18 protein-coding genes are annotated in these 21,466 nt (G+C 43.1%); 12 read left to right on the forward strand and 6 right to left on the reverse strand.

Annotated elements, in window-relative coordinates:
• The first annotated feature begins 56 nt into the window (after positions 1–56).
• The 4 genes from H6H03_RS02485 to H6H03_RS02500 all read left to right on the forward strand — a co-directional run bounded on the left by H6H03_RS02485 (position 57) and on the right by H6H03_RS02500 (position 4,214).
• Positions 57–509, forward strand: a complete 453-nt coding sequence (locus H6H03_RS02485; RefSeq protein WP_313931782.1) for a response regulator — start codon at positions 57–59, stop codon at positions 507–509.
• 58 nt (positions 510–567) lie between these two features.
• Positions 568–1,527, forward strand: coding sequence for an orange carotenoid-binding protein (locus H6H03_RS02490; protein ID WP_190953570.1), 960 nt, complete (start codon positions 568–570; stop codon positions 1,525–1,527).
• A 431-nt stretch (positions 1,528–1,958) separates the two neighbouring features.
• A complete protein-coding gene (locus H6H03_RS02495) occupies positions 1,959–2,402 on the forward strand; it encodes a hypothetical protein (protein ID WP_190953571.1) in 444 nt (147 codons plus the stop codon).
• A 240-nt stretch (positions 2,403–2,642) separates the two neighbouring features.
• The gene (locus H6H03_RS02500; protein ID WP_190953572.1) at positions 2,643–4,214 is read left to right on the forward strand and encodes a B12-binding domain-containing radical SAM protein; all 1,572 of its coding nucleotides are present in this window, start codon (positions 2,643–2,645) and stop codon (positions 4,212–4,214) included.
• A gap of 174 nt (positions 4,215–4,388) precedes the next feature.
• On the opposite strand, the gene H6H03_RS02505 is transcribed toward H6H03_RS02500, so the two are convergent.
• The gene (locus H6H03_RS02505) at positions 4,389–4,673 is read right to left on the reverse strand and encodes a hypothetical protein (RefSeq protein WP_190953573.1); all 285 of its coding nucleotides are present in this window, start codon (positions 4,671–4,673) and stop codon (positions 4,389–4,391) included.
• A gap of 488 nt (positions 4,674–5,161) precedes the next feature.
• On the opposite strand from H6H03_RS02505, the gene H6H03_RS02510 reads away from it, so the two are divergent.
• Positions 5,162–5,806 carry an HMA2 domain-containing protein gene (locus H6H03_RS02510; protein WP_190953574.1) on the forward strand — a complete coding sequence of 215 codons (645 nt, stop codon included), beginning with the start codon at positions 5,162–5,164 and terminating at the stop codon, positions 5,804–5,806.
• A 247-nt stretch (positions 5,807–6,053) separates the two neighbouring features.
• On the opposite strand, the gene H6H03_RS02515 is transcribed toward H6H03_RS02510, so the two are convergent.
• From H6H03_RS02515 to H6H03_RS02525, 3 genes are all read right to left on the reverse strand, one after another.
• Positions 6,054–7,400 carry a dihydroorotase gene (locus H6H03_RS02515; protein WP_190953575.1) on the reverse strand — a complete coding sequence of 449 codons (1,347 nt, stop codon included), beginning with the start codon at positions 7,398–7,400 and terminating at the stop codon, positions 6,054–6,056.
• A gap of 136 nt (positions 7,401–7,536) precedes the next feature.
• Positions 7,537–8,889, reverse strand: coding sequence for a histidine phosphatase family protein (locus H6H03_RS02520; RefSeq protein WP_190953576.1), 1,353 nt, complete (start codon positions 8,887–8,889; stop codon positions 7,537–7,539).
• A 171-nt stretch (positions 8,890–9,060) separates the two neighbouring features.
• Positions 9,061–9,411, reverse strand: coding sequence for a hypothetical protein (locus H6H03_RS02525; RefSeq protein WP_190953577.1), 351 nt, complete (start codon positions 9,409–9,411; stop codon positions 9,061–9,063).
• 689 nt (positions 9,412–10,100) lie between these two features.
• Between H6H03_RS02525 and H6H03_RS02530 the strand changes: the two genes are divergently transcribed.
• From H6H03_RS02530 to tsaB, 6 genes are all read left to right on the forward strand, one after another.
• The gene (locus H6H03_RS02530; protein ID WP_190953578.1) at positions 10,101–10,676 is read left to right on the forward strand and encodes a TetR/AcrR family transcriptional regulator; all 576 of its coding nucleotides are present in this window, start codon (positions 10,101–10,103) and stop codon (positions 10,674–10,676) included.
• A gap of 258 nt (positions 10,677–10,934) precedes the next feature.
• Positions 10,935–12,224, forward strand: coding sequence for an ABC exporter membrane fusion protein (locus H6H03_RS02535; RefSeq protein ID WP_190953810.1), 1,290 nt, complete (start codon positions 10,935–10,937; stop codon positions 12,222–12,224).
• A gap of 196 nt (positions 12,225–12,420) precedes the next feature.
• The gene (gene devC, locus H6H03_RS02540) at positions 12,421–13,581 is read left to right on the forward strand and encodes an ABC transporter permease DevC (protein ID WP_190953811.1); all 1,161 of its coding nucleotides are present in this window, start codon (positions 12,421–12,423) and stop codon (positions 13,579–13,581) included.
• Positions 13,582–13,694: 113 nt separating this feature from the next.
• Entirely contained in the window at positions 13,695–14,447 is a 753-nt protein-coding gene (locus tag H6H03_RS02545; protein WP_190953579.1) for a DevA family ABC transporter ATP-binding protein, read from the forward strand.
• Between the two features lie 158 nt (positions 14,448–14,605).
• Positions 14,606–14,962 (forward strand): hypothetical protein, encoded by a 357-nt coding sequence (locus H6H03_RS02550; protein ID WP_190953580.1) that lies wholly within the window; start codon positions 14,606–14,608, stop codon positions 14,960–14,962.
• A gap of 87 nt (positions 14,963–15,049) precedes the next feature.
• Complete coding sequence (gene tsaB / locus H6H03_RS02555; RefSeq protein ID WP_190953581.1) at positions 15,050–15,697, forward strand: tRNA (adenosine(37)-N6)-threonylcarbamoyltransferase complex dimerization subunit type 1 TsaB; 648 nt, start codon at positions 15,050–15,052, stop codon at positions 15,695–15,697.
• A gap of 9 nt (positions 15,698–15,706) precedes the next feature.
• On the opposite strand, the gene H6H03_RS02560 is transcribed toward tsaB, so the two are convergent.
• Complete coding sequence (locus H6H03_RS02560) at positions 15,707–15,916, reverse strand: hypothetical protein (RefSeq protein WP_190953582.1); 210 nt, start codon at positions 15,914–15,916, stop codon at positions 15,707–15,709.
• 545 nt (positions 15,917–16,461) lie between these two features.
• On the opposite strand from H6H03_RS02560, the gene H6H03_RS02565 reads away from it, so the two are divergent.
• Entirely contained in the window at positions 16,462–16,899 is a 438-nt protein-coding gene (locus H6H03_RS02565; RefSeq protein ID WP_190953583.1) for a DUF6918 family protein, read from the forward strand.
• Positions 16,900–17,058: 159 nt separating this feature from the next.
• On the opposite strand, the gene H6H03_RS02570 is transcribed toward H6H03_RS02565, so the two are convergent.
• Positions 17,059–21,432 (reverse strand): ATP-binding protein, encoded by a 4,374-nt coding sequence (locus tag H6H03_RS02570; protein ID WP_190953584.1) that lies wholly within the window; start codon positions 21,430–21,432, stop codon positions 17,059–17,061.
• Positions 21,433–21,466 lie beyond the last annotated feature (34 nt).

Consider the following 21,466-nt stretch of genomic DNA (forward strand, 5'->3'; position numbering starts at 1 on the left):
GATCTGTAAATGCTGGGGTCATGCTTAATAACTGCTGAAATGCTTATCCTATATACATTTTCGCAGTTTTTGACCCCTTTTTTTTATATCTTTGTGAGAAATCCGGGTATGGTGTTGAGGTGCAACAAGCGTTTTCAGTCCCGCAAGCTCTGGAGATATTTGAGCAATGGCAACCTTATATCGTCGTGAGTGACATTGGTTTGCCAAACGAAGATGGCTATGCCCTGATTCAACAAGTGAAAAGCAAAGCCAAAGAGCGAGGGCAAGTGGTGTTAGCCATTGCGGTGACAGGCTATGCCGATGAAAAGATGCGTCAACGTGGTTTGTCTGCGGGGTTTGACCTGTGGTTCACCAAACCTATGGATATTGATGAGTTCATGGCTGTGCTTGCCTGTTTAGCTATTTGCCAACAATCCTCATATGCGATCGCGCAACGGATTTTGAGTCATGTTATTAGACATGGTGATTTATGTCTTGAACAGCAGTTAGAACCGTTAGTTTCAAGTTAGCATCACCGTTTTTGAAACACTATCAATTAATGTAATTTCGTTTTGGAGATTTTGAAAAATGTCATTTACTATCGAGTCTGCACGCTCCATTTTTCCGGGAACTCAAGTTGCTAATGCAATTCCAGCTACGGTTGAATCATGCAACCAACTCAGTGCTGAGGATCAGTTAGCTTTACTTTGGTTTGCCTATACCGAGATGGGAGTTACAATCACCCCTGCTGCTATGGGAGCAGCCAATATGGTCTTCGCAGAAAAAACCCTGACTCAAATCAAGCAGATGTCTGCTATAGACCAAACGCAAGTTATGTGCGATCTGGTTAACCATAGTGATACTCCCATCTGCCGTACATATTCATCTTTCGGCACGAATGTTAAGTTGGGCTTCTGGTATCAGTTAGGCGAGTGGATGAAACAAGGAATCGTTGCTCCCATTCCAGAAGGTTATGAACTATCTGCACAGGCATCAGATGTCCTCCAAGCTATCCGTCAACTTGAAGGGGGTCAGCAACTCACCGTATTACAAAATATTGTCGTCAATATGGGGTATGCCCCAACAGTTAGCACCCAAAAAGTCAAAGAACCTGTGGTTCCACCTAAAGATATCGCACCCCGAACTAAGGTCAGCATTGAGGGCATCAACAACTTGACAGTCCTAAGCTATATGGAGAATATGAATGCTTTTGACTTCCAAGGGGCTGTAGCTTTATTTGCTGAAGATGGTGCTTTGCAACCCCCTTTCCAAGAACCGATTCTGGGTCAGGAGAACATCCTCGTCTATATGCGCGAAGAATGCTACGGACTCAAGCTCATACCAGAACGAGGGGTATCTGAACCAACAGAAGGAGAATTCACCCAGATTAAAGTGACGGGTAAAGTGCAAACTCCCTGGTTTGGTGACAGTGTTGGCATAAATCTAGCATGGCGGTTCTTGCTCAATCCGCAAGGCAAGATTTTCTTTGTGGCAATTGACGTGCTGGCATCTCCCCAGGAACTACTTAACATGGGCTTTATCCAGTAGAACACGTTTCGGGTGTTTTGGGATGTAGACCCTACAAGTTCCTCACCAATCAATATAGCACCTGCATAACGCTCTAAACCCCTGAAAAAACGGGGTTTATTTGTTTTTATCAAGCTCAATTATTAGCAATATTATTGCCGAACTTTGGGTGCAACATAGATTTTAAGATTGATAGACAAGACCCCATATTTAGTTGCAATACAGTTTTTGTAAATTTTACAAACGTCAAGATATTATTAGTCAAAGAAAAAGAATAATAATATCATAAGTATTTCAATTTTCTAAATAATTTGTTATAATAATTACATACAAGTTTATACGAGGTCACAACTACTAGTTAAAGTTGTTGCCCAACAAGCGGATGCGAATTTGAGACCATAAGACAAGGTGATTCTGAGCGTTTTTTCTGCGTTATGTTAACAAAAAATGTGATGAATATAGATTTTTTAAAGAAAATTAATAGCTTATCTTTATTACTACTTTGTCTTGCTTACGCTTTCTTAGGTTGGTATCTATCTGCTTATCATCTTATTTGGCTTGTAGCAACTTTTATAGCAAGTGTGGCTTTCTTTGGCGGCCCTAAAAATAGCTCTCTATTTGAACGTTCGTTGAGTTTTTTTCTTCCAAGTTCGTTTGTAATTTTTATTATCTATTTCATTGTAAGTATATTAGTATTGGCTTTAGCAGTAAATAGCCCTATTTTAGGAATTCTCATTATCGTCCCGCTAGCAACTACTGTTTTAGCAGAATTAGAAATGCGTCTTACTGGTTTAAACAAACTAAATGCATTAGTAATTTTAACAGTCATAACTGGATTTAGTTTAGTATGGGGCGAAATGATAGATGTCGTGCTTGTACCAAGCCCCAGGTACTAAGTTATGGATGTTGAATTTAGGGACAATTGTTAGACATAGACGCTTTGTGAGAGCTTATAATTACAATACAGGTATAAACTGTATTTAGCTCGCCTGTTAACTGAGCTAAATATTATGTATTTAAATACACAGCAATCCTAGTAATCTAAGTTAATCAGCGTGTATCTTACTCTCCAGCGAGTGGTATGTTGAATACACCATTCAGTCTCAGCGAGGGATACAGTTTATTGGAGGTTTTTGATGAATATTTTGCTCCTGTATCCCCTTTTTCCCAAAAGCTTTTGGTCGTTTGAGAAGACCTTGGCATTGCTCGATCGCAAGGCGATGTTGCCACCGCTTGGGTTAGTGACGGTTGCCGCGATCTTACCGCAGGAATGGGAATTTAAGCTAGTCGATCGCAATGTGCGCGAAGTTAATCAAGCAGAATGGGATTGGGCAGATTTGGTGATTCTGTCCGCCATGATCGTGCAGAAGGAAGATTTATTAGAGCAAATCCAGGAGGCAAAACGCCGAGGAAAACGGGTAGCAGTAGGTGGGCCTTATGCAACTGCATTACCTCAGGAAGTGATGGAGGTAGGGGCAGACTATTTGATTTTGGATGAAGGAGAGATAACTTTGCCCCTGTTTACCCGTGCGATCGCACAGGGCGATCGATCTGGAATCTTCCGTGCCAATGGCGAAAGACCAGATGTAAGCCATACGCCCATTCCCCAGTTTGACCTGTTGGAATTCGATGCCTATGCAGAAATGTCAGTACAGTTTTCGCGTGGATGTCCCTTCCAGTGCGAGTTTTGCGACATTATTGTACTTTACGGTCGCAAGCCGCGCACAAAAACACCAGAGCAATTACTTAAGGAACTCGATCGCCTCTACGAGTTGGGTTGGCGACGCAGCATTTTTATGGTGGATGACAATTTCATTGGCAATAAACGCAACGTCAAACTGTTTCTCAAAGAACTAAAACCTTGGATGGTGCAACATCAGTATCCTTTTTCCTTTGCCACAGAAGCCTCAGTAGATTTGGCAAACGACCAAGAACTAATGGATTGGATGGTGCAATGCAATTTTGGCGCTGTCTTTTTGGGCATTGAAACACCAGATGAAGCTAGTTTGACTCTCACCCAAAAACACCAAAACACAAGGAATTCTCTGACTGAGGCAGTGAACGCGATCGCAAAATCGGGCTTGCGGGTAATGGCAGGATTTATTATTGGCTTCGATGGTGAAAAGGCAGGCGCAGGCGCGAGAATCGTGCAATTTGTAGAACAAACATCAATTCCGACAGCGTTGTTTAGTATGTTGCAAGCATTGCCTGATACAGCCCTCTGGCATCGCCTCGAAAAAGAAGGACGACTCCGCACTAAGTCAGCTAACATCAACCAAACTACGTTGATGAATTACGTACCGACTCGTCCCTTGGAGGAGATCGCCAACGAGTATGTGGAGGCTTTTTGGCAATTATATGAGCCGACAAAGTTCTTAGATCGTGCTTATCGTCACTACCTAATTCTGGGTGAGGCGAATTATCCCAAGAAAGGTAAAAATGCCAAAAAACCGATGAATTGGGTAACAATTCGTGCCTTATTAACTATATGTTGGCGACAAGGTGTTCTTCGTAACACTCGGTGGCAGTTCTGGCGTAATCTTTGGAATATGTATCGCTACAATCCAGGCGGTTTAAGTAGCTATCTGTCAGTTTGCGCTCAAATCGAGCATTTCGTTGAGTATCGCCAAATTGTCAAAAGGGAGATTAATGAACAAGTAGCTCAGTTTCAAGCAGAGGAAGCCAGAAGCAAGTTTGTTCGTGTGTAGGCTTACTATCTGGCGAGGCTGTCACCAAGTGCAAACTGATTTCATCAAAAATATGCTCAAATACTCAATTCGATTGTTACTTCATTCTTTTAAGAATAGATAAATATCTGTATTTTCCTAAATCATCCCGCATTTATGCAACGCCAAAAACATTTTGGCCACTTTTGTTGTAGTTCAGAAGGCTCCAAGGGAACCCACGTTTTTAAACGTGGGATTGAAGCAAGGACGCTCTGTTGCAAAGTTCAGTTCGCGCTTCGCGTTGCCGAAGGCAGACGCTCCGACTTTGCGCTTTGTATCTTGCGCTATGCCTCTGGTACCAGTATCTTTTTTTAAACTGGGCTTTAGACCCAGAAGTAAAGTTTTTATTGATGCTCCTTTCATAAAAGCCTTCTGCCCTGTGCCTTTCTTTGTAATTTCATGGCTAGATCCCAACTTCTTAGACTTGTTAGGATATGCCATCGGACTCTACTGCCTTACTATACTTCTTCCTGTTAATGTTTCTTTACATCTATTGGGAATGTGTAAACACAAAGGGGATTGTCGTCACACATTGCAGAGCTTGTAGAAAATACCAATTAATTGTTCTATTATTATTATTAGCAAAGCACAGTTTTAAATAAGCTTAATCAACCTAATAGCAGCGAGAGCTACATTCACTACTGAGATAGATTTTTTCACTCAGAAGAATAGTTATAACTAAAGTAAAGTCAACGCAGTTCAAGAAAAAGCTCTTTTAAGTAGTTCAATCAAAAAAAAACGTAACATTTAAACTGTGTTATGGCAGAAGAGCTAACGCATCCCCATAAAGTATATATATAGATTGTGCAGGGCTTGGCGACAAAGCACCCTACTATTTTTTGGTGTTTAATTAAATTGGCTTACTTATAACATCAATAGATAACTTTATAAGCTTCAATTCTGTTTTTTTCAAATTACAAAACGATACTATGACTTCTAAAAAACGACCTAATTCGGACAAAAGCGCTAATTTTAATCTGCATTTACCTTCAACAAAGGCAGCTAAAAGTGTAGCAAAAGAAGCAATGCCATTCCCAAAAATATCATATAGCATTGTTCATGCAATTCCTGGGCGGATACGTTTTCGTATTCCTCTAATAGCCAGAGATACTGAGTATATTAATAAAATTAAATCCGCGATGGAATCTGACAACAGGGTTATAAATGTCCGTGCTAACCCACAAGCTGCGTCCATTGTTGTCAATTATAAAGTAGGTGTAATTCCAGATAATCAAATGCGCGAACACCTCGTCAGCCTAATTCAAACTGCTCAAGATCTTGCTACGCCAAAAGAGGTAACAACAAAATCAATCGTCAGGGCTATCTTTGATGCTTTAATCAACCTAATTGATAACACGCGTCAGATTAACCAAGCACGTAATGTTATTGTCTATCGAAGGTTTAAAACAGACATTTGGGAACGAATACTTTCTACCTCAAGAAGCATAATTAAGAGATTAAAATCTGCCACTATGTTTTTCTTACCCAACAAACGATGGCGATTGCACGAAAATGGCAAGGTCAACTCTCAGCCTTTACAATTACAAGCTGTCGGCGAAGGTGATGCTGTATAACTGCCAATACAGTAACCATTGCACCCAGTTATCCCAGTCGAAAAGCAGACCAGATCGGTGTCGGAATCAAGATGTACTCCAAATTATATCAAGTTCGGATGATTAGTTCTGATTGCAGTCCTCGCGTTACCCCTCCCCGATGCTTTGGGGAGGGTGCCGTAAGGCGGGTGGGGTGTTTCAGGATTTATAAGTAATTAAGCGAACTTGATATTACTCAGAGAATTTCTATTAACAGGATTGAACACAACTAACACCAAGTTTGGACAACCCGACCTTGTAATTGTTGTCCTAACCAAGGTGTATTTTGTGAAAGTGTATGCAGATTTTTCCTTTCAACTTTCCAGGTTTGCTGAGGGTCAAATAAAGTCAATTCTGCCGATTGATGAGGGCTAATTGCATTTACTTTCTGCCCCAAACACTTTGCTGGATTACTACTCAATGCACGCCATAATTCTAAAGCTGTAAATTCCCCAGTTTCCACAAGATATTGCCACAGCAAAGACAATGCTAACTCAAAACCGATCGCTCCAGCTGGCGCTTCGGCAAAAGCCTGGACTTTCTCTTCGTAGCTATAGGGTGCATGGTCAATGGCGATCGCATCTATAACTCCTCCACGCACCCCCGCACGCAACGCCGCTACATCACTGGCATTGCCTAAAGGCGGGTCTAAATGCAGGCTAGTATTATAACTTTTAATTGCTTTGGTGTCAAGTAATAGATGCATCCAAGTAGTGCTGGCGGTGATGGGTAAACCAGCAATTTTAGCTCTTGCGATTAATTCCACGCTGCGGGCTGTGGAGACGCGCATGATATGTATTGGGGTGTCGATGGCTGCAACTAATTCAAGTATTGCAGCGATCGCACTTGTTTCGGCGCTGGCGGGTACTGGCGGTAAACCTAAACGCAGGGCTTGGGCACCTTCTCTGATTACACCATTTGCAGCTAATTGGCGATCGCAAGGCCAAAATGCAACAGGTTTCCCTAACGGCTGGAGATACTCTAACACCCGCTGCACCAGCGCTAAATTTTCCAAAGGCTTGCCATCAGTAAAACCAACAACCCCAGCCGATGCTAAATCCGCCAATTCCGTCATTTGCTTCCCAGCAACATCCAAGGTGATAGCACCCCAGAGATTAAGCAGAGGAGCAGGGGAGCAGGGGAGCAGGGGAGAATAAGAATGCAAACTCTCCTCTGCCCCTCTGCCCCCCCGTCCCGCGTTAGGGGTTTCTGCCATAGACCTCTGCCCCTCTGCCCTTCTTTGCTGCAACTGCGCCACAAGCGCAGGATTATCGATAGCTGGGGATGTATCGGGTAATATACTCACTCTCGTAAAACCGCCAGCAGCAGCAGCTTGCAAAAGAGACACAAGAGTTTCCCGTTCTTCAAACCCTGGTTCGCCGGAGTGGCTGTATAAATCCACTAACCCAGAACCAAGAACTAATCCCCGACAATCTCTGATTTGAGTATCCGAACTGATATCAGAAATGCCCGAAGCCACTGCTTGGATATAACCATCAGCAATCAGCACATCAGATATTTCATCAGTTTGGGAAACCGGGTCAATTAACCTTACTTGTTGCAGCAGTTCAATCATAAAAGTTTTTAATTATGAGTTAGGAGTTATGAGTTTTTTGCTGTTTGCTCGTCACTTCTAACTTTATTCCTAACTCCTAACTTTATTTCTAACTCCTAACTCTTGTACAGACGCGATTGTTCGCGTCTCAGTACTCCTACAACGCCCCGGCTGCTGTTTTATCTAATACCCCTCCACCTAAATGAGTGGTGATGTTCATTGCTTGTAGCACTGGTAAACCATCTAATCCAGAAGGATAATCAATAACACTAACAGCACCATTCCCCTGACGAAAGTTCCAGAAATTTTCTAAGGGTAAACCGAGAATGTGACAAAGCAACGTTTTATTCGTAGCATCGTGGGCTACTACTAAAACGGTTTTCACTTGGTTAGTTAACGCTGTCTGTACAATTGATTCCCAAGCTGCAACGCTACGTTCCCATACCTGTTGCAAATTTTCCCCTTCAGGCATTTGAACTTCGGCAGGGACTAACCGCCAGCGCTGTAACTCTCCTGGAAATTCTTGCTCTATTTCTGTTTCTAATTTTCCTTCCCAAAGCCCGTGGCTAATTTCTCTTAAACCACTTTGTAAGTCTAACTTGACACTCGGATGCTGTTTTAAGATAATTTCTGCTGTTTCTTTAGGACGTAGCATTGGGCTACTCACAGCATAATCGATCGCTACTTTTTGCAGAAACTCCCCTGCTTTTTGCGACTGTTGTCTGCCGTTATCGTTGAGGGGGACATCAATTTGCCCTTGAAATCTGGTTTGGCGATTCCACTCTGTTTCCCCATGACGCACTAGCAGCAACCTGACTCCTTGATGCTCTGGTCGCAAGGACGGTAGAATCTCTCCAGTGTGTTGCGTCTGATTCAAAGATTCTAGCTGTACTGGTTCCCCCAATCCCCCAGCAAAATTTAGGACGCTAATACCACAGTTGGATTGCTGTATTGAATGGTAACGACTTGGGGGAATTCCTAATGCTGTGCTAATCAGGGCGCGATTAATACCGTTATGCCCCACTATGAGAACGGTTTCGCCTTGATGCTCGGACAAAATTTCTTGCCAGAATTGCCGCGCTTGTTCGTATAAAGCCAGAACCGGAAAATGTTCTCTTGTTCCTTGTGCATCATTGAGCAGCATCCGCAGTTCGTCGGGCCGTTCGTGCCAAGTGCGGTAGTCTTCAGCTAACTCCTGCTTGACTTCGGCTGTCAGCATTCCTTCCCATAAAGGCAGATCGATTTCTAGGAGCAAATCAGAAACCTGCACTACCGCAGACTCTCCACCACCAGAAGCTAACTCACTATGAATAATGTCTGCTGTATGTTTCGCTCGTTGCAGAGGACTGCTGTAAATCGCATTAAACGAAAGATTACTGAGGGCTTTGCCTAGTTTACTGGCATCGTTACGACCTTTTTCGGTTAATTTTGACGCATCAGTGCGCCCTTGGATACGCCGCTCGGTGTTATAACCGCTTTGACCGTGGCGCACTATGATGACACGAGTCATCGCAAAAAGCCCTCCTGTATCTAGACGACTAATTTTACTGCAAAATCATTGCACAATTATCTACTACAGAAAGCGGATTATTAAAATTAGTCGTTAGTCATTGGTCATTGGTCATTAGTTGTTGCTAGCTGAATAAATTACGAGGATTAGAGAGTTAAGTTTTATACTTAACTATTCTCCGGTTAGATCTAACTGTACTTGCAATCCATCATTATCATTTCCAGACTGAGCAGGTGTTAGAAAAACTGAACTTTCTGGCAGGGATAATGATTCGTTAAAGCGTATTCGAGTCCGAGTTTTATTGTCTGTGCGATTAGTGTTGGAATTGAATGGATTAGTTTGCTCAAAAAAGCTTCTAAAGTCATCTTCGGCTGTTCTATTATCAATCCCAACTAAAGAATCTCCAGTGATTGTATATTGTTGGGTATTTAGGTTTGATGGTGACGACTGCCCGTAAACTTGGCTTCCTAAGCTTGCAAAGGCAGCCGTAATTCCCAAGAAAGCAATAATTTTGGTGTTCATTTCTTTTATCCAAATTATTTGTATATTGCTTGTCTTTATTTTCTGGGTAAATTATTTTAATTTACTCTATCTTTAGCTCTAACAAGAATGATTGTATTGTGTATATACTTAGGCTGTCAATTATATGTTACGTAAAATCAACATATAAAATACTATAATTTGACCTGAGATTTTTCAATTGATTTACGTGGTGCGCCAAGGGCTAGAAGCAGGCAAGAGGCAATAAACCTCTTAGAGTTGTAGGTAATTTTTTTATCCAATCAAATACGAGTCCTGTATATTCGATCGATATTGGAAATTAGACAATATTTCTTGAGCAAAAAATATTATTCATGGCTGGACAATGGGAATTTTTGTAGGACGGATACTGCTTAAGATTCCTTCAAACCCTTATTTTTAAGAACTACCTACTTGAGTATTGGCTAAAGAGACTTCTTACCTATTGCCTATTGCCTATTGCCTTTTACCCTTTATGAATCAAATCGCACTACCATATAAAAAAAATTAATATAATTCTTGCTTGTCTGCATAAATGAGGACAAAAATAGCGATGAATATTACATGTATTGCGAAACTAGATAAAACTGTAATCGATCTTCGATCTAAATCAATCAGTCATAACTTGACATAGGGGGGATCGATTTGTTTATATAAAATATAACGACCGTTCGATATAAATAAATTAAACCATGCCTAAAATTGTTGACCATGAGCAGTATCGTAAAGAACTGCTCAAAAAGTGCTTTGATTTATTTGCCGAAAAAGGTTATGGTTCGATTACTATGCGCCAAATTGCTGAAGGATTAGGGGTTTCAACGGGGACGTTATACCACTATTTTCCCAGCAAACAAAGTTTATTTGAGCAACTAGCCCAAGAGATATGCGAACAAGATGTAAGTGCGGCTTTAGCTGAATTAGAAGGAGCGCAAACACTACAAGAGGCAATGGAAGCACTAGGAAGATATCTAGTGAACAATGAAGATTATTTTGTGAAGTGGACTTATATTTGGATTGATTTTTGCCAGCATCAAGAGACTAATAGTATACAGAATAATAGTGTTTTTAAACATACTAATAAGCAGTATCAGCAGGCTGTTTATGATTTTTTGGGCGTTCAAGATCCAGTGTTAGCTTCTTTTGTATTGAGTTTTGTCAATGGTTTAATTCTGGAGAAGTTATGGGGTGATGAAACAGTTGATTTCATTGAACAATGTGCGTTGTTAGGTAAAATGCTGACGGCATATTTGCCGCAATCTAGCAATTAGTTATCTCAAATTAAGTAGAAGGCAGAAGGCAGGAGGTAAAAACCAGTTGACCAGAGGATTTGAAAGATTGACATTTTACATTTAATTATGTTCGCCTACTTAATTGGTGATTAATAGGAATGATTACTTGATGGTATAAATCACTAGATTTATCCGTCTAGAAAGTTTTAGAACACCGAAAGTCGGCGCTTCAAATTTTTGGAAAATAGAAAAACCAAAATTGTCTGGAAAAGACAAATTTTTATGGGGACAAAAGAGATGGTTGAAAAGGTATCATCTAAAGCCGGGAATAAAGGGTTAATTGCATTAGTAATTACGGCTACTGCGATTACAGGTGGAATTGTATTTTATGGAATTTCTCAATTTGGACAGGTTAATCAAACTGCCTCATCTGAGCCGGTAGAAACTACACCAGAGACTCAAAAAGTAACTGCTTTAGGACGACTAGAACCAGAAGCCGAGGTAATTAGCTTGTTTGCGCCCTTGGCTTTGGATGGCGATCGCGTTGCCCAAATATTAGTCAAAGAAGGCGATGGCGCTCAAGCCGGACAAACCATCGCAATCTTAGACGCCCGCGATCGCTTGCAAACTGCCGTCCTCCAAGCGCAAAAACAAGTCAAAGTCGCCCAAGCTAAACTCGCTCAAGTCCAAGCTGGAGCCAAGGTAGGAGAAATCAAAGCCCAGCAGGCAAGTGTTGAACGCCTGCAAGCCCAGTCCCAGGGAGATATCACAGCACAACAAGAAGCGATCGCCCGCATAGAAGCACAATGGGAAGGAGATAAAATCGCCCAAGAAGCAACCATTAAGAAACTAGAGGCAGAACTGAAAAATGCCGAAGCTGAATATCAACGCTATCAGCAGCTATATTCCCAAGGAGCAGTTTCTAGTTCTTTGTATGACAGTAAAAACTTGACTGTAGAAACTGCCAAACAGCAACTAGACGAAGCCAAAGCAGTTCTCAACCGGATTAACACCACCGCAAGCAAACAACTGTCCGAAGCCAAAGCAGCACTCGCCCGCACCAACGCCACCGGGAACAAACAAGTTAGCGAAGCCAAAGCTACACTCACCAGTATTGCAGAAGTTCGAGATGTGGATGTCGCCGCTGCTAAGACAGAAGTTGAAAATGCGATCGCCACACTCAAACATGCCGAAACCGAGTTAGCGGGAGCTTACATCAAAGCACCTATGGCCGGACAGATCATCAAAATTCACACGCGAGTCGGAGAAAAAATTAGTGAGTCTGGCATTGCAGAGTTAGCGCCAAACGACCAAATGATGGCAGTAGCAGAAGTTTATCAAAGCGACATCGCCAAAGTCAAACTAGGACAACAGGCAGTGATTACCGGTCAGGCATTTGTGGGAGAACTGCGAGGAACCGTTGCCCAAATTGGCCGCCAAGTCATTAGACAAAACGTTTTTAGCAACCAGCCTGGTGAAAACCTCGATCGCCGAGTCATTGAAGTGAAAATTCGCCTCAATCCCAAAGACAGTAAGCGAGTTGCAGGTTTCACTAACCTACAGGTACAGACAGCGATTGAATTATAAAAGGGCATGGGGCATGGGGCATGGGGTATGAGGACACAACAGTAGAGTTCAAAAACTCATTCACGAATATTAAAGACTCATTGACTACTTGCAGTGCCCAATGACGCCAGTCGCCTCAAGTCGGGAATGGCTCCCCAATGCCCAATGCCCAATGCCCAATGCCCAATCCCCAATCCCCAATCCCCAATCCCCAATTATGAAAATGTTTCGTAAAACGCCCCTAGCATGGCGGCAGTTGATGAAAGAAAAAACGCGTCTGGCTGTTGCAGTGGCAGGTATCACTTTTGCCGATTTACTGATGTTTATTCAGTTAGGATTTGAAAGTGCGCTGTTTGATGCAGCCATCAAACCCCATCGCAATTTACAGGCGGATTTAGTTTTGATTAATCCCCAATTTCAAACTCTGTTCTCTGTGAAAAATTTTTCCAGAGAGCGACTCTACCAAACATTAGGTTTTGACGGCGTTCAGTCAGTGAATTCTGTCTACATCGGCAGCGCACAATGGCGAAATCCAGAAACACGTCTCGATCGCACCATCTTAGTTTGGGGTATCGATCCTACACAACCCGCATTTAAATCTGCCGAAATCAAACAAAATCAGCACCACCTCAAACAGTTGTATCAAGTTCTGTTTGACCAAGCAGGGCGTCCAGAATACGGAACAGTTGCCGATATTTTTAATCAAACAGGCAAGTTAGAGACAGAACTGAATGATAAACTTGTCTCCGTTAAGGGCTTGTTTACTGATGGTGCCTCCTTTGCTGCCGATGGTAATGTCATCACCAGTGACTCCACCTTTACGGAACTATTCCCAGATAGTAAACCCGATCGCATCACAGTAGGATTGATCGCTCTCAAACAGGGTGCCGATCCCCAGAAAGTGCAATCGCAACTTGCCGCAGCACTACCTAAAGATGTCAAAGTCCTGACCCCAGAAGAATTTGCCCAAATCGAGAAAAAATACTGGGAAAATGGTACTGCCATTGGTTTCATTTTCACTTTAGGTACAGGAGTCGGATTCATTGTTGGTATTGTTATTGTTTACCAAATACTTTATTCAGATGTTTCTGACCATTTGCCAGAATATGCCACACTCAAAGCAATGGGATACACTGATGGCTATCTGTTAAGAGTCTTATTTCAAGAAGCATTGTTTTTAGCCATTTTAGGTTTCATCCCTGGATTAATCCTTTCTATTGGGTTGTACCAACTTGCTTATAGTGCAACGATGCTGCCTCTTTTTATGAAGCTCGAACGAGCGATATCCGTCTGGATTTTAACCTTAATCATGTGTAGTTTCTCTGGGGCGATCGCTATGCGAAAGCTGCGATCTGCCGATCCTGCTGATGTGTTTTAGTTTTGGGACTGGGGACTGGGTACTGAGTACTGGGAAAGAATTATTCTAATCCCTAATCCCCAGTCCCCAGTCCCCAATCCCTAATTCCCATTCCCTATTTTCTATAAAATCCTATGTTGCAAAAATCTTTACCACTAAATTCCAATTCGATATTTTCTGCTTCAGAACCTGTTATTTGTGTGAATAACCTCAACCACTATTTTGGTGAAGGTGCCCTTCGCAAACAAGTATTATTCGATATTAATTTGGAGATTTACGCTGGGGAAATCGTCATTATGACTGGCCCCTCAGGATCGGGAAAAACTACTTTGTTGACGCTAATGGGTGGCTTGCGTTCTGCCCAAGATGGTAGTCTCAAAATCTTAGGCGAGGAAATTCGCGGTGCGAAAAAGCAGCAGTTAACGAAGCTGCGCCGTAATATTGGCTATATTTTCCAGGCACATAATTTGATGACTTTTTTGACAGCAAAAGAAAATGTGCGAATGTCTCTAGAATTACATGAAGATTTTCTCAATCAGGATATCGATGCTAAAGCGATCGCCATTTTGGAAACTGTCGGTTTAGGTGAACGGGTAGATTATTATCCAGAAAAACTATCTGGAGGGCAAAAACAACGTGTGGCGATCGCTCGTGCTTTAGTCAGCCATCCTAAGATTGTCTTAGCAGATGAACCGACTGCTGCACTTGATAAAAAATCCGGGCGCGATGTCGTGGAAATAATGCAGAAGTTAGCCAAAGAGCAAGGCTGTACGATTTTGCTAGTTACCCATGACAACCGCATCCTCGATATTGCCGATCGCATCATTTATATGGAAGATGGTCAGCTGAAAACTGATGGTATAGATGCCCCCATAACAGGTAAATAATATAGATTGCCGACTTCTTTATGGAGAAAGTCGGCGAGCTTGTTCTTTATTAGTAATATTTTGTACAGAGTCTAAAGTTCATGAATCAAGCTTTCTTCTGGGGTTCCTGGTTTACTTCACTTGCCAGTACCGCGTTACTGTTTTTTTGGTCATTGCCTATGTCTCCATTTACGCACCCTGGAATCAAAGCCAATGAAGCAGCTATTATCTTTTTTCCGGTTACGGGCATACGCTGGCTGGGTCTTGCTAGCAGTCTGTTTCTAGTGGCGATCGCTTGGGGGCAATACCTGTATTCAGAAGCTATCTCTATAATTTCTCTGGCAATTTCCGTTTTAGTTTTACACTTCGTTCTTGGAGTAATTAATATTGCAATAATGGATCTTTGGCTTTCTGTAGAGCCTATCAAGACACGCACTACTAAAGCCATTTACGCAGGAATCTACTTTGGATTGCCGATGTTTTGGCTATTACTCGTAGCAGTGTTAATGCTTAAGATTACTTATTTTCGTAACTGAAGCAGCAAGGATGTATCATTGCCTGATTAATCACTCGATTTCCTGAAAAAATCCTGGTTTTCTCAATTTAGTATAAATTTATAGTTCATGTCAACAAAAATTCCCATAACAAAATACGCTTTATCACTGCACACCACAACGCCAGAATTAGGTATAGCAATTAGTAATTTTTCAGGTGAGACTCGCTCTCAAGTTTGGAATTTAGGGCGTGATTTATCTAGCTTAATACATCAATATCTAATTGAATTTATCAAACCACAAACTTGGGCAGATTTGTCCTTTATTGCAGTTGCAAAAGGCCCCGGCGGCTTTACCGGCACTCGTATTGGTGTCGTCACTGCCCGAACTTTGGGGCAACAATTAGCTATTCCTGTATTTGCAATTTCGACTTTAGCTGCGGTAGCTTGGTCAGAGGCAAGCAAAAGCCAAAATCCAAAAACTCTTGCTGTCGAAATGCCAGGACAGCGAGGTCAAATTTTTGCTGCTATCTATCAATCCATGCCAAATGCCTCTGGACTAATAGCTTTATTGCCAGATACAGTTATGACGCCAGAAATATGGCAGGAAACTTTAGCCAATTGGAACACCAGTTATCAGCTGATTCAAGCCCAATCTGGGTTGGCAGCGACGGTAACAAGTATTCTGGAACTAGCTGAACTTGATTGGCAGCACGGCAAATCTCCTCATTGGTCTGAGGCTTTGCCTTATTATGGACAACATCCGGTAGAAGTTTAACTAAAACATTCAATCGTCCAATAAACTCATCAATGCTTGTAATTCCGAGTCTGGTGACTCTGATAATTGATGCTGTAATTCTAACAGTTGAGTCTGTAATGCTGTAACTACGTTCACCATATCAGATTCTTGTGCGATTTTTAGCTGACTTTCTTTGATTCTGATTTTTCTCAGCAGTTCATCGACAACGGAAATTGCATCATAATCTTGAGAAATCATAGCCTTACACCTAACTAGAAATTACAGGAGTAAAGTGATACTTGTTGCTCACACATTGCCTAGCATCGTTTAAATTTTAAGTAAAAATTGTACATGCTATTGGCACAGACTTGCCATGAGAGTAACTTTTTTTTTTAAAGTACTTTACACAAACAAATGATACTGTTAACAAAATATTGCTTTATAACTAATTAGTTATTAAATTTGTCAAAAAATGTAGTATTTGCGATCGCACGAGTACTTGCTAGAATTCTCAACAGCTGGTTAAGCATCTGTATGCTGTTTGACTTCAAATTGGTTAATTAGTATAAAATTTCTTACCTACTGGCAAAAATTAACTGTATTTACTTAAATTTAATCTCATGATGTGATACTAAGATTACCTAATTTAGGTTATAGCCAACTTTAGAACTACCGTTGAACAGCACAGCAAGGTTATCTTTAGGACTAATAATGGCATCTCGGATACCATTTTCAGTAACTTCCTGCTTGCTAAAAAATTAGTCGAATGAAAATTAAGTACTGGATTTCTCAGGAGGAGTGACATGGGACTTAGCGACGAACTTTTGAACCCAAACAAAAAAGCTATGGTCGTAGAAGACTGCTGCAACTTGCTCGAAACACAAGTTGCTTCTAAGTCAGGTATCAGCGGTATGGCTTTGAAAGCTGCCTTTGGAGCCTTAAAGGGAGTCAAGCCTGGATACATTCCCTATGCCCTCGAACAACTTTTGCCCCAGTGTTTCACGGCGCTCGATCCCATTTGGAATGAAGGCGTCCAGAAGGGCGACCCAGTGGGGCATGTGATTGCGAATTCATCAGATACCGCAGATGCGCTTTTAAGCGTAACTGACGCGAGGCTCAAAACTGTGAAACGCCAAATTGTGCGAGGAACCTATGAAAAGCTTCGCGGCTCAGCAAAAAAACACGTCGAAGAGGCGATACCAGACTTAGCCAATATCATCGACAAGCACGCCAAGGGATGATGGGGATTAGGGACTGGGGACTGGGGACTGGGGGCTGGGGACTGGGGACTGGGGATTAGGGACTGGGGATTAGGGACTGGGGACTGGGGAGGCAGGAGGAGAAAGAATAACCAATGCCCAATGCCCAATGCCCAATGCCCAATGCCCCATTCCCGATTCCTATCTACCAATCAAACTAGCAATAGCCTTGACTAACTCGTCTGGCTCAACGGGTTTGGATATATGCTTTTGAAATCCTGATTCGAGGGCTTTTTGCTGGTTGATTTCTCCTGCATAAGCAGTTAAAGCGATCGCTAAAATCTGTTTGTTCTGCTCTGCCTGTAATGCTTTAACTTGGCGCATCAGCATGTGGCCGTCTGTTTCTGGCATTCCGATATCACTCACCAGAATATCCGGCTTTGACTGTGCCAAAGCTTGTAGTGCTTCCAAAGCAGATGCCGCAGCAGTCACATTTGCTCCAGCCTGTTCGAGGACGAATGTGTGGAATTCACGGGTATCTGTGTCATCGTCCACAACTAAAATTTGGATGCCCGTAAGAATTTCGGTAGCTGGGGAAACATGGGAGGTAATAATGTCGTTGTCTTGTTTTTTACTTAAATCTTTTTTGATTAACGGTAGTCTGACTGTGAAAGTGGCTCCTTGCCCTTCCCCTAAACTTTCTACCCAAATGGTTCCTCCATGTAGTTCTACCAAGTGGCGGACAATTGCTAAACCTAACCCCAAGCCGCCAAACTTTCGGGTTGTCGTGCTGTCAGCTTGACGGAAATATTCAAACACATGAGGAAGGAATTCCTGAGCGATCCCCTTGCCTGTGTCGCTGACAGTAATCTGAGCTTGAGCGTCAACGTGCTGGAGTTGAATCTCAATTTTTCCTCCTTGAGGGGTGAATTTCACGGCATTCGATAACAAATTCCAGATTACTTGTTGTAAACGGCCGGAATCGCCCAAAACTCGCTCTATAGAAGTATCGAAGGTTTTATGAATTTGAATATTTTTAGCTTCTGCTGCCAAACGCACTGTCTCCAATGCTGCATCAATCACAAGCACTAGACTAACGGGAAACATATTGAGGTTGAGTTTGCCTTGTAAGATGCGGGAGACATCGAGCAAATCTTCAATGAGCTGAGCTTGTAATTTAGCATTACGCTCAATGGTGGCGATCGCTTTTTTAAGCGCCACTCGGTCAAATTCACGGGTTTGTAACAAATTCGCCCAACCGAGAATTGGATTTAGGGGCGATCGCAATTCATGGGAAAGCACCGCTAGAAACTCATCCTTGATGCGGTTGGCTCTTTCGGCTTCGGTTCTGGCAGCTTGCTCAAGTTGCAGCAGGCGATCGCGTTCTGATTCTGCTGCCTTGCGTTCGCTAATATCAATACACGAACCGATGTAGCCTAAAAAGTCACCTTCGGGAGTAAATCTGGGTACACCGACATCAAAAATCCAGCGGTATTGCCCATCAAAGCGTCTGAGTCGATATTCCATTTGAAACCCTTGACGGGCATCAAAGGCATTCGCATAAGTATCTAATAAATATTGCAAATCGTTGGGATGCACTCCTTGAGTCCAACCATTGCCCATCTCTTGCTCTATGGTTCGTCCAGTAAAGTCCAACCACGTTTTGTTAAAATAATTACATAATTTATCGACCCCAGCCATCCAAATTAATGTTGGTGTCGAATCTGCCATTAGCCGAAAGCGTTCCTCACTCTCACGAAGTGCCTCTTGGGTTTGTTTGCGTAGGCGTAGCTCCGTGTAGACATCACTGACATCCGTAACAAAAATTGATACTCCTTCCTTAAAGGGATAGATGCGATTCTCAAACCAGCGATTCCATTTAGGATAAAAGTATTCAAAACGAACCACGGTCTGTTCGGCGATCGCCCGATGAACCTGGGTATAAAATTCAGTTCCCACCACATCTGGAAACATCTCCCAAATGCTCCTACCCAGCAACTCTTCCTTGGAAAAGCCCACAACTTCTGCTACCCGCTGGTTGACAAAGGTGTAGCGCCACTCGCGATCCAATACATAGAACTGGTCTTGGATACCAGCTAACACCGTCTCCAAGTGGGCTTTTGCTACCTCCGCTTCAAACCGTAGCTCTTGTTCCCGTTGCATTGTCTCCTGTCTCAAACGAGCCATTTTTAAGGCTGCTTCTACCCGTGCTAACAATTCACGGGCTGAGAACGGTTTAATCAAGTAATCATCAGCTCCAGCTTCTAACCCTTCCACCCGTGCCTCTTCTCCTGCCCGTGCTGACAGCAGAATAATCGGAACTTTTTTTGTCTGCGGATCGGTTCGTAATGCTTGCAACAATCCAAAGCCATCTAACAAAGGCATCATCACATCCGTCAGTACCAAGTCTGGCAGACGCTCACGAACAGAATTCAAAGCAGCTAAACCATTGGGCACTGCTTCCACTTCATAGTGCTGGCTTAACAATCGCTTGACATAATCGCGCATATCAGCATTGTCATCAGCTAGAAGAATGCGGGCAGTTCTAAGCAGAGGGGCAGAGGGGCACAGGGGCAGAGGGGAAATTAGACTCTCCTGCTCCCCTGCTCCCCTGCTCCCCTGCTCAAGAGCCTCTTCGGGTAGCCAACGCATGGCTTCTTGTATATAAGGTGCTGCACCTAAGGCTGTTGAAGTTAAAGTTCGAGGGGCGCTAATCCTGTCTGGAGGCAAATGAGCATAACCGGTAGGAATCGACACAGTAAAGCAACTGCCTACTCCTAGAACAGTGCTTACTTGGACAGTTCCACCATGCATTTTCACCAATTCTTGCACCAGTGACAAGCCAATTCCCGATCCTTCAAAAGTTCGTCCTTGCGCTCCTTTGACGCGGTGAAATCGTTCAAACAGATGCGGGATTTCTGCTGCTGGAATACCAATGCCTGTGTCTTGCACCGACAATTGTACGAAAGACGACGCGGGGACGGGGAGAGGGGGAGACGCAAAGAGTGTTTGTGATAAATTTCCTACGTCCCCGCGTCCCCGCGTCCCCGTGTCTTCTTCCCCCACCCACTGCAAATTCACGGCAATTTTTCCTGCCAAGGTGAATTTAAACGCGTTAGACAGCAAGTTAAGAACAATTTTTTCCCACATTTGGCGATCGACATACACTGGTGCGGGTAGGGGAGGACAATTAACTGATAACTGCATTCCTGCCCGTTCAATCGCTGAACGAAAAACACTAGCTAATTCCGCGGTGAACATGGCAAGGTCAGTGGGTTCGTATGAAGCTTGAACCCGTCCGGCTTCGATACGCGAGAAATCTAGCAGGCTATTGACTAGTTTCAACAAGCGCAGTCCATTACGTTGCACCATTTTTAACTGCTCTTGTTCGTTGGCTGGTAACAAACCGCCACAACTGGCTAGGATGTCTTCTAGTGGCCCCAACATTAAAGTTAATGGGGTACGAAACTCGTGGCTGACATTGCTAAAGAAGATAGTTTTGGCGCGATCGATTTCTGCTAAAGCTTCAGCCCGTTTGCGCTCTTGTTCGTAAGCCTGGGCGTTGGCAATGCTAGCTGCGATTTGAGCTGCAACTAGTTCCATGAATCCTTTATAATTGTCGTCAAACAGCCTGAAGGGGTTTAAGCCAGCAATTAAGATGGCAGCTTTGCCTGTTTCACCCGATGGTGCAATGGGTATAGCTACTGCTTGATGTGGCGTTGGCGAAGCCTGCCGTAGGCATTGCTCCCATATACCACAAGGGAAACTACCAAAATCCGCTGCTACAATGTCAACCAGTTTTGTTTGATGGGTTGTCATCACTTCCCCAAAAGGCCAAACTGTATCAGAATTGAGAGCAACTGTTTGGGGAACTGCTATGTGGTTTGGCTCAATGCCGCATGTCCTGGCGAGAGAAACTTGTTGTCGATCTGGATCGACCAAATAAATCATTGCAAAGGGTAAGTCATAGGGGTTGGTTTCCAGACAACTGGCACTCAGGGTACAGGCTTCATCAAATGTACGTGCATCTGCTGTCCTGGTTGCTAACTCCCGTAACAGTTTTAACTGACGCTCACTAATAATGCGTTGTGTGTCGTCTGTGTTGGCACAGATAATACCGCCTGTCTGGCCCTCATCATTGGGAACTGGGCTATAGGAAAAAGTATAATAAGTTTCTTCTGGGTAACCATTACGCTCCATAATCAGCAGTAGCGCTTCGTCGTAAGTACCCTCGTTCTTCAGCAGCGCTGATTCTGCTCGCGGTCTAATCTGATCCCAAATTTCGCGCCACACATGGGAAGCTGGCTGACCGAGTGCTTGTGGATGTTTGCCACCAATAATAGCTTTGTAAGGATCGTTGTAAAGATTAATGAGTTCGTCGCCCCACCAGACAAACATCGGTTGACGAGAAGTAAGCATAATTCGCACCGCAGTTTTCAAACTCTGCGGCCAATGCTGTGTTGGGCCAAGGGAAGTTTGGGACCAGTCAAGTTCTCGCATCCGCGCACCCATTTCACCTCCACCGAGAAGGAAATTATCGTCGGCGTTGCTTGCTGACGTTGACTCATTTTTCATTGGTTCTTCTCGATTAGTCATGGGTCAGGTAGAA

Source organism: Nostoc paludosum FACHB-159, from assembly GCF_014698835.1.
GTDB lineage: Bacteria > Cyanobacteriota > Cyanobacteriia > Cyanobacteriales > Nostocaceae > Nostoc > Nostoc paludosum.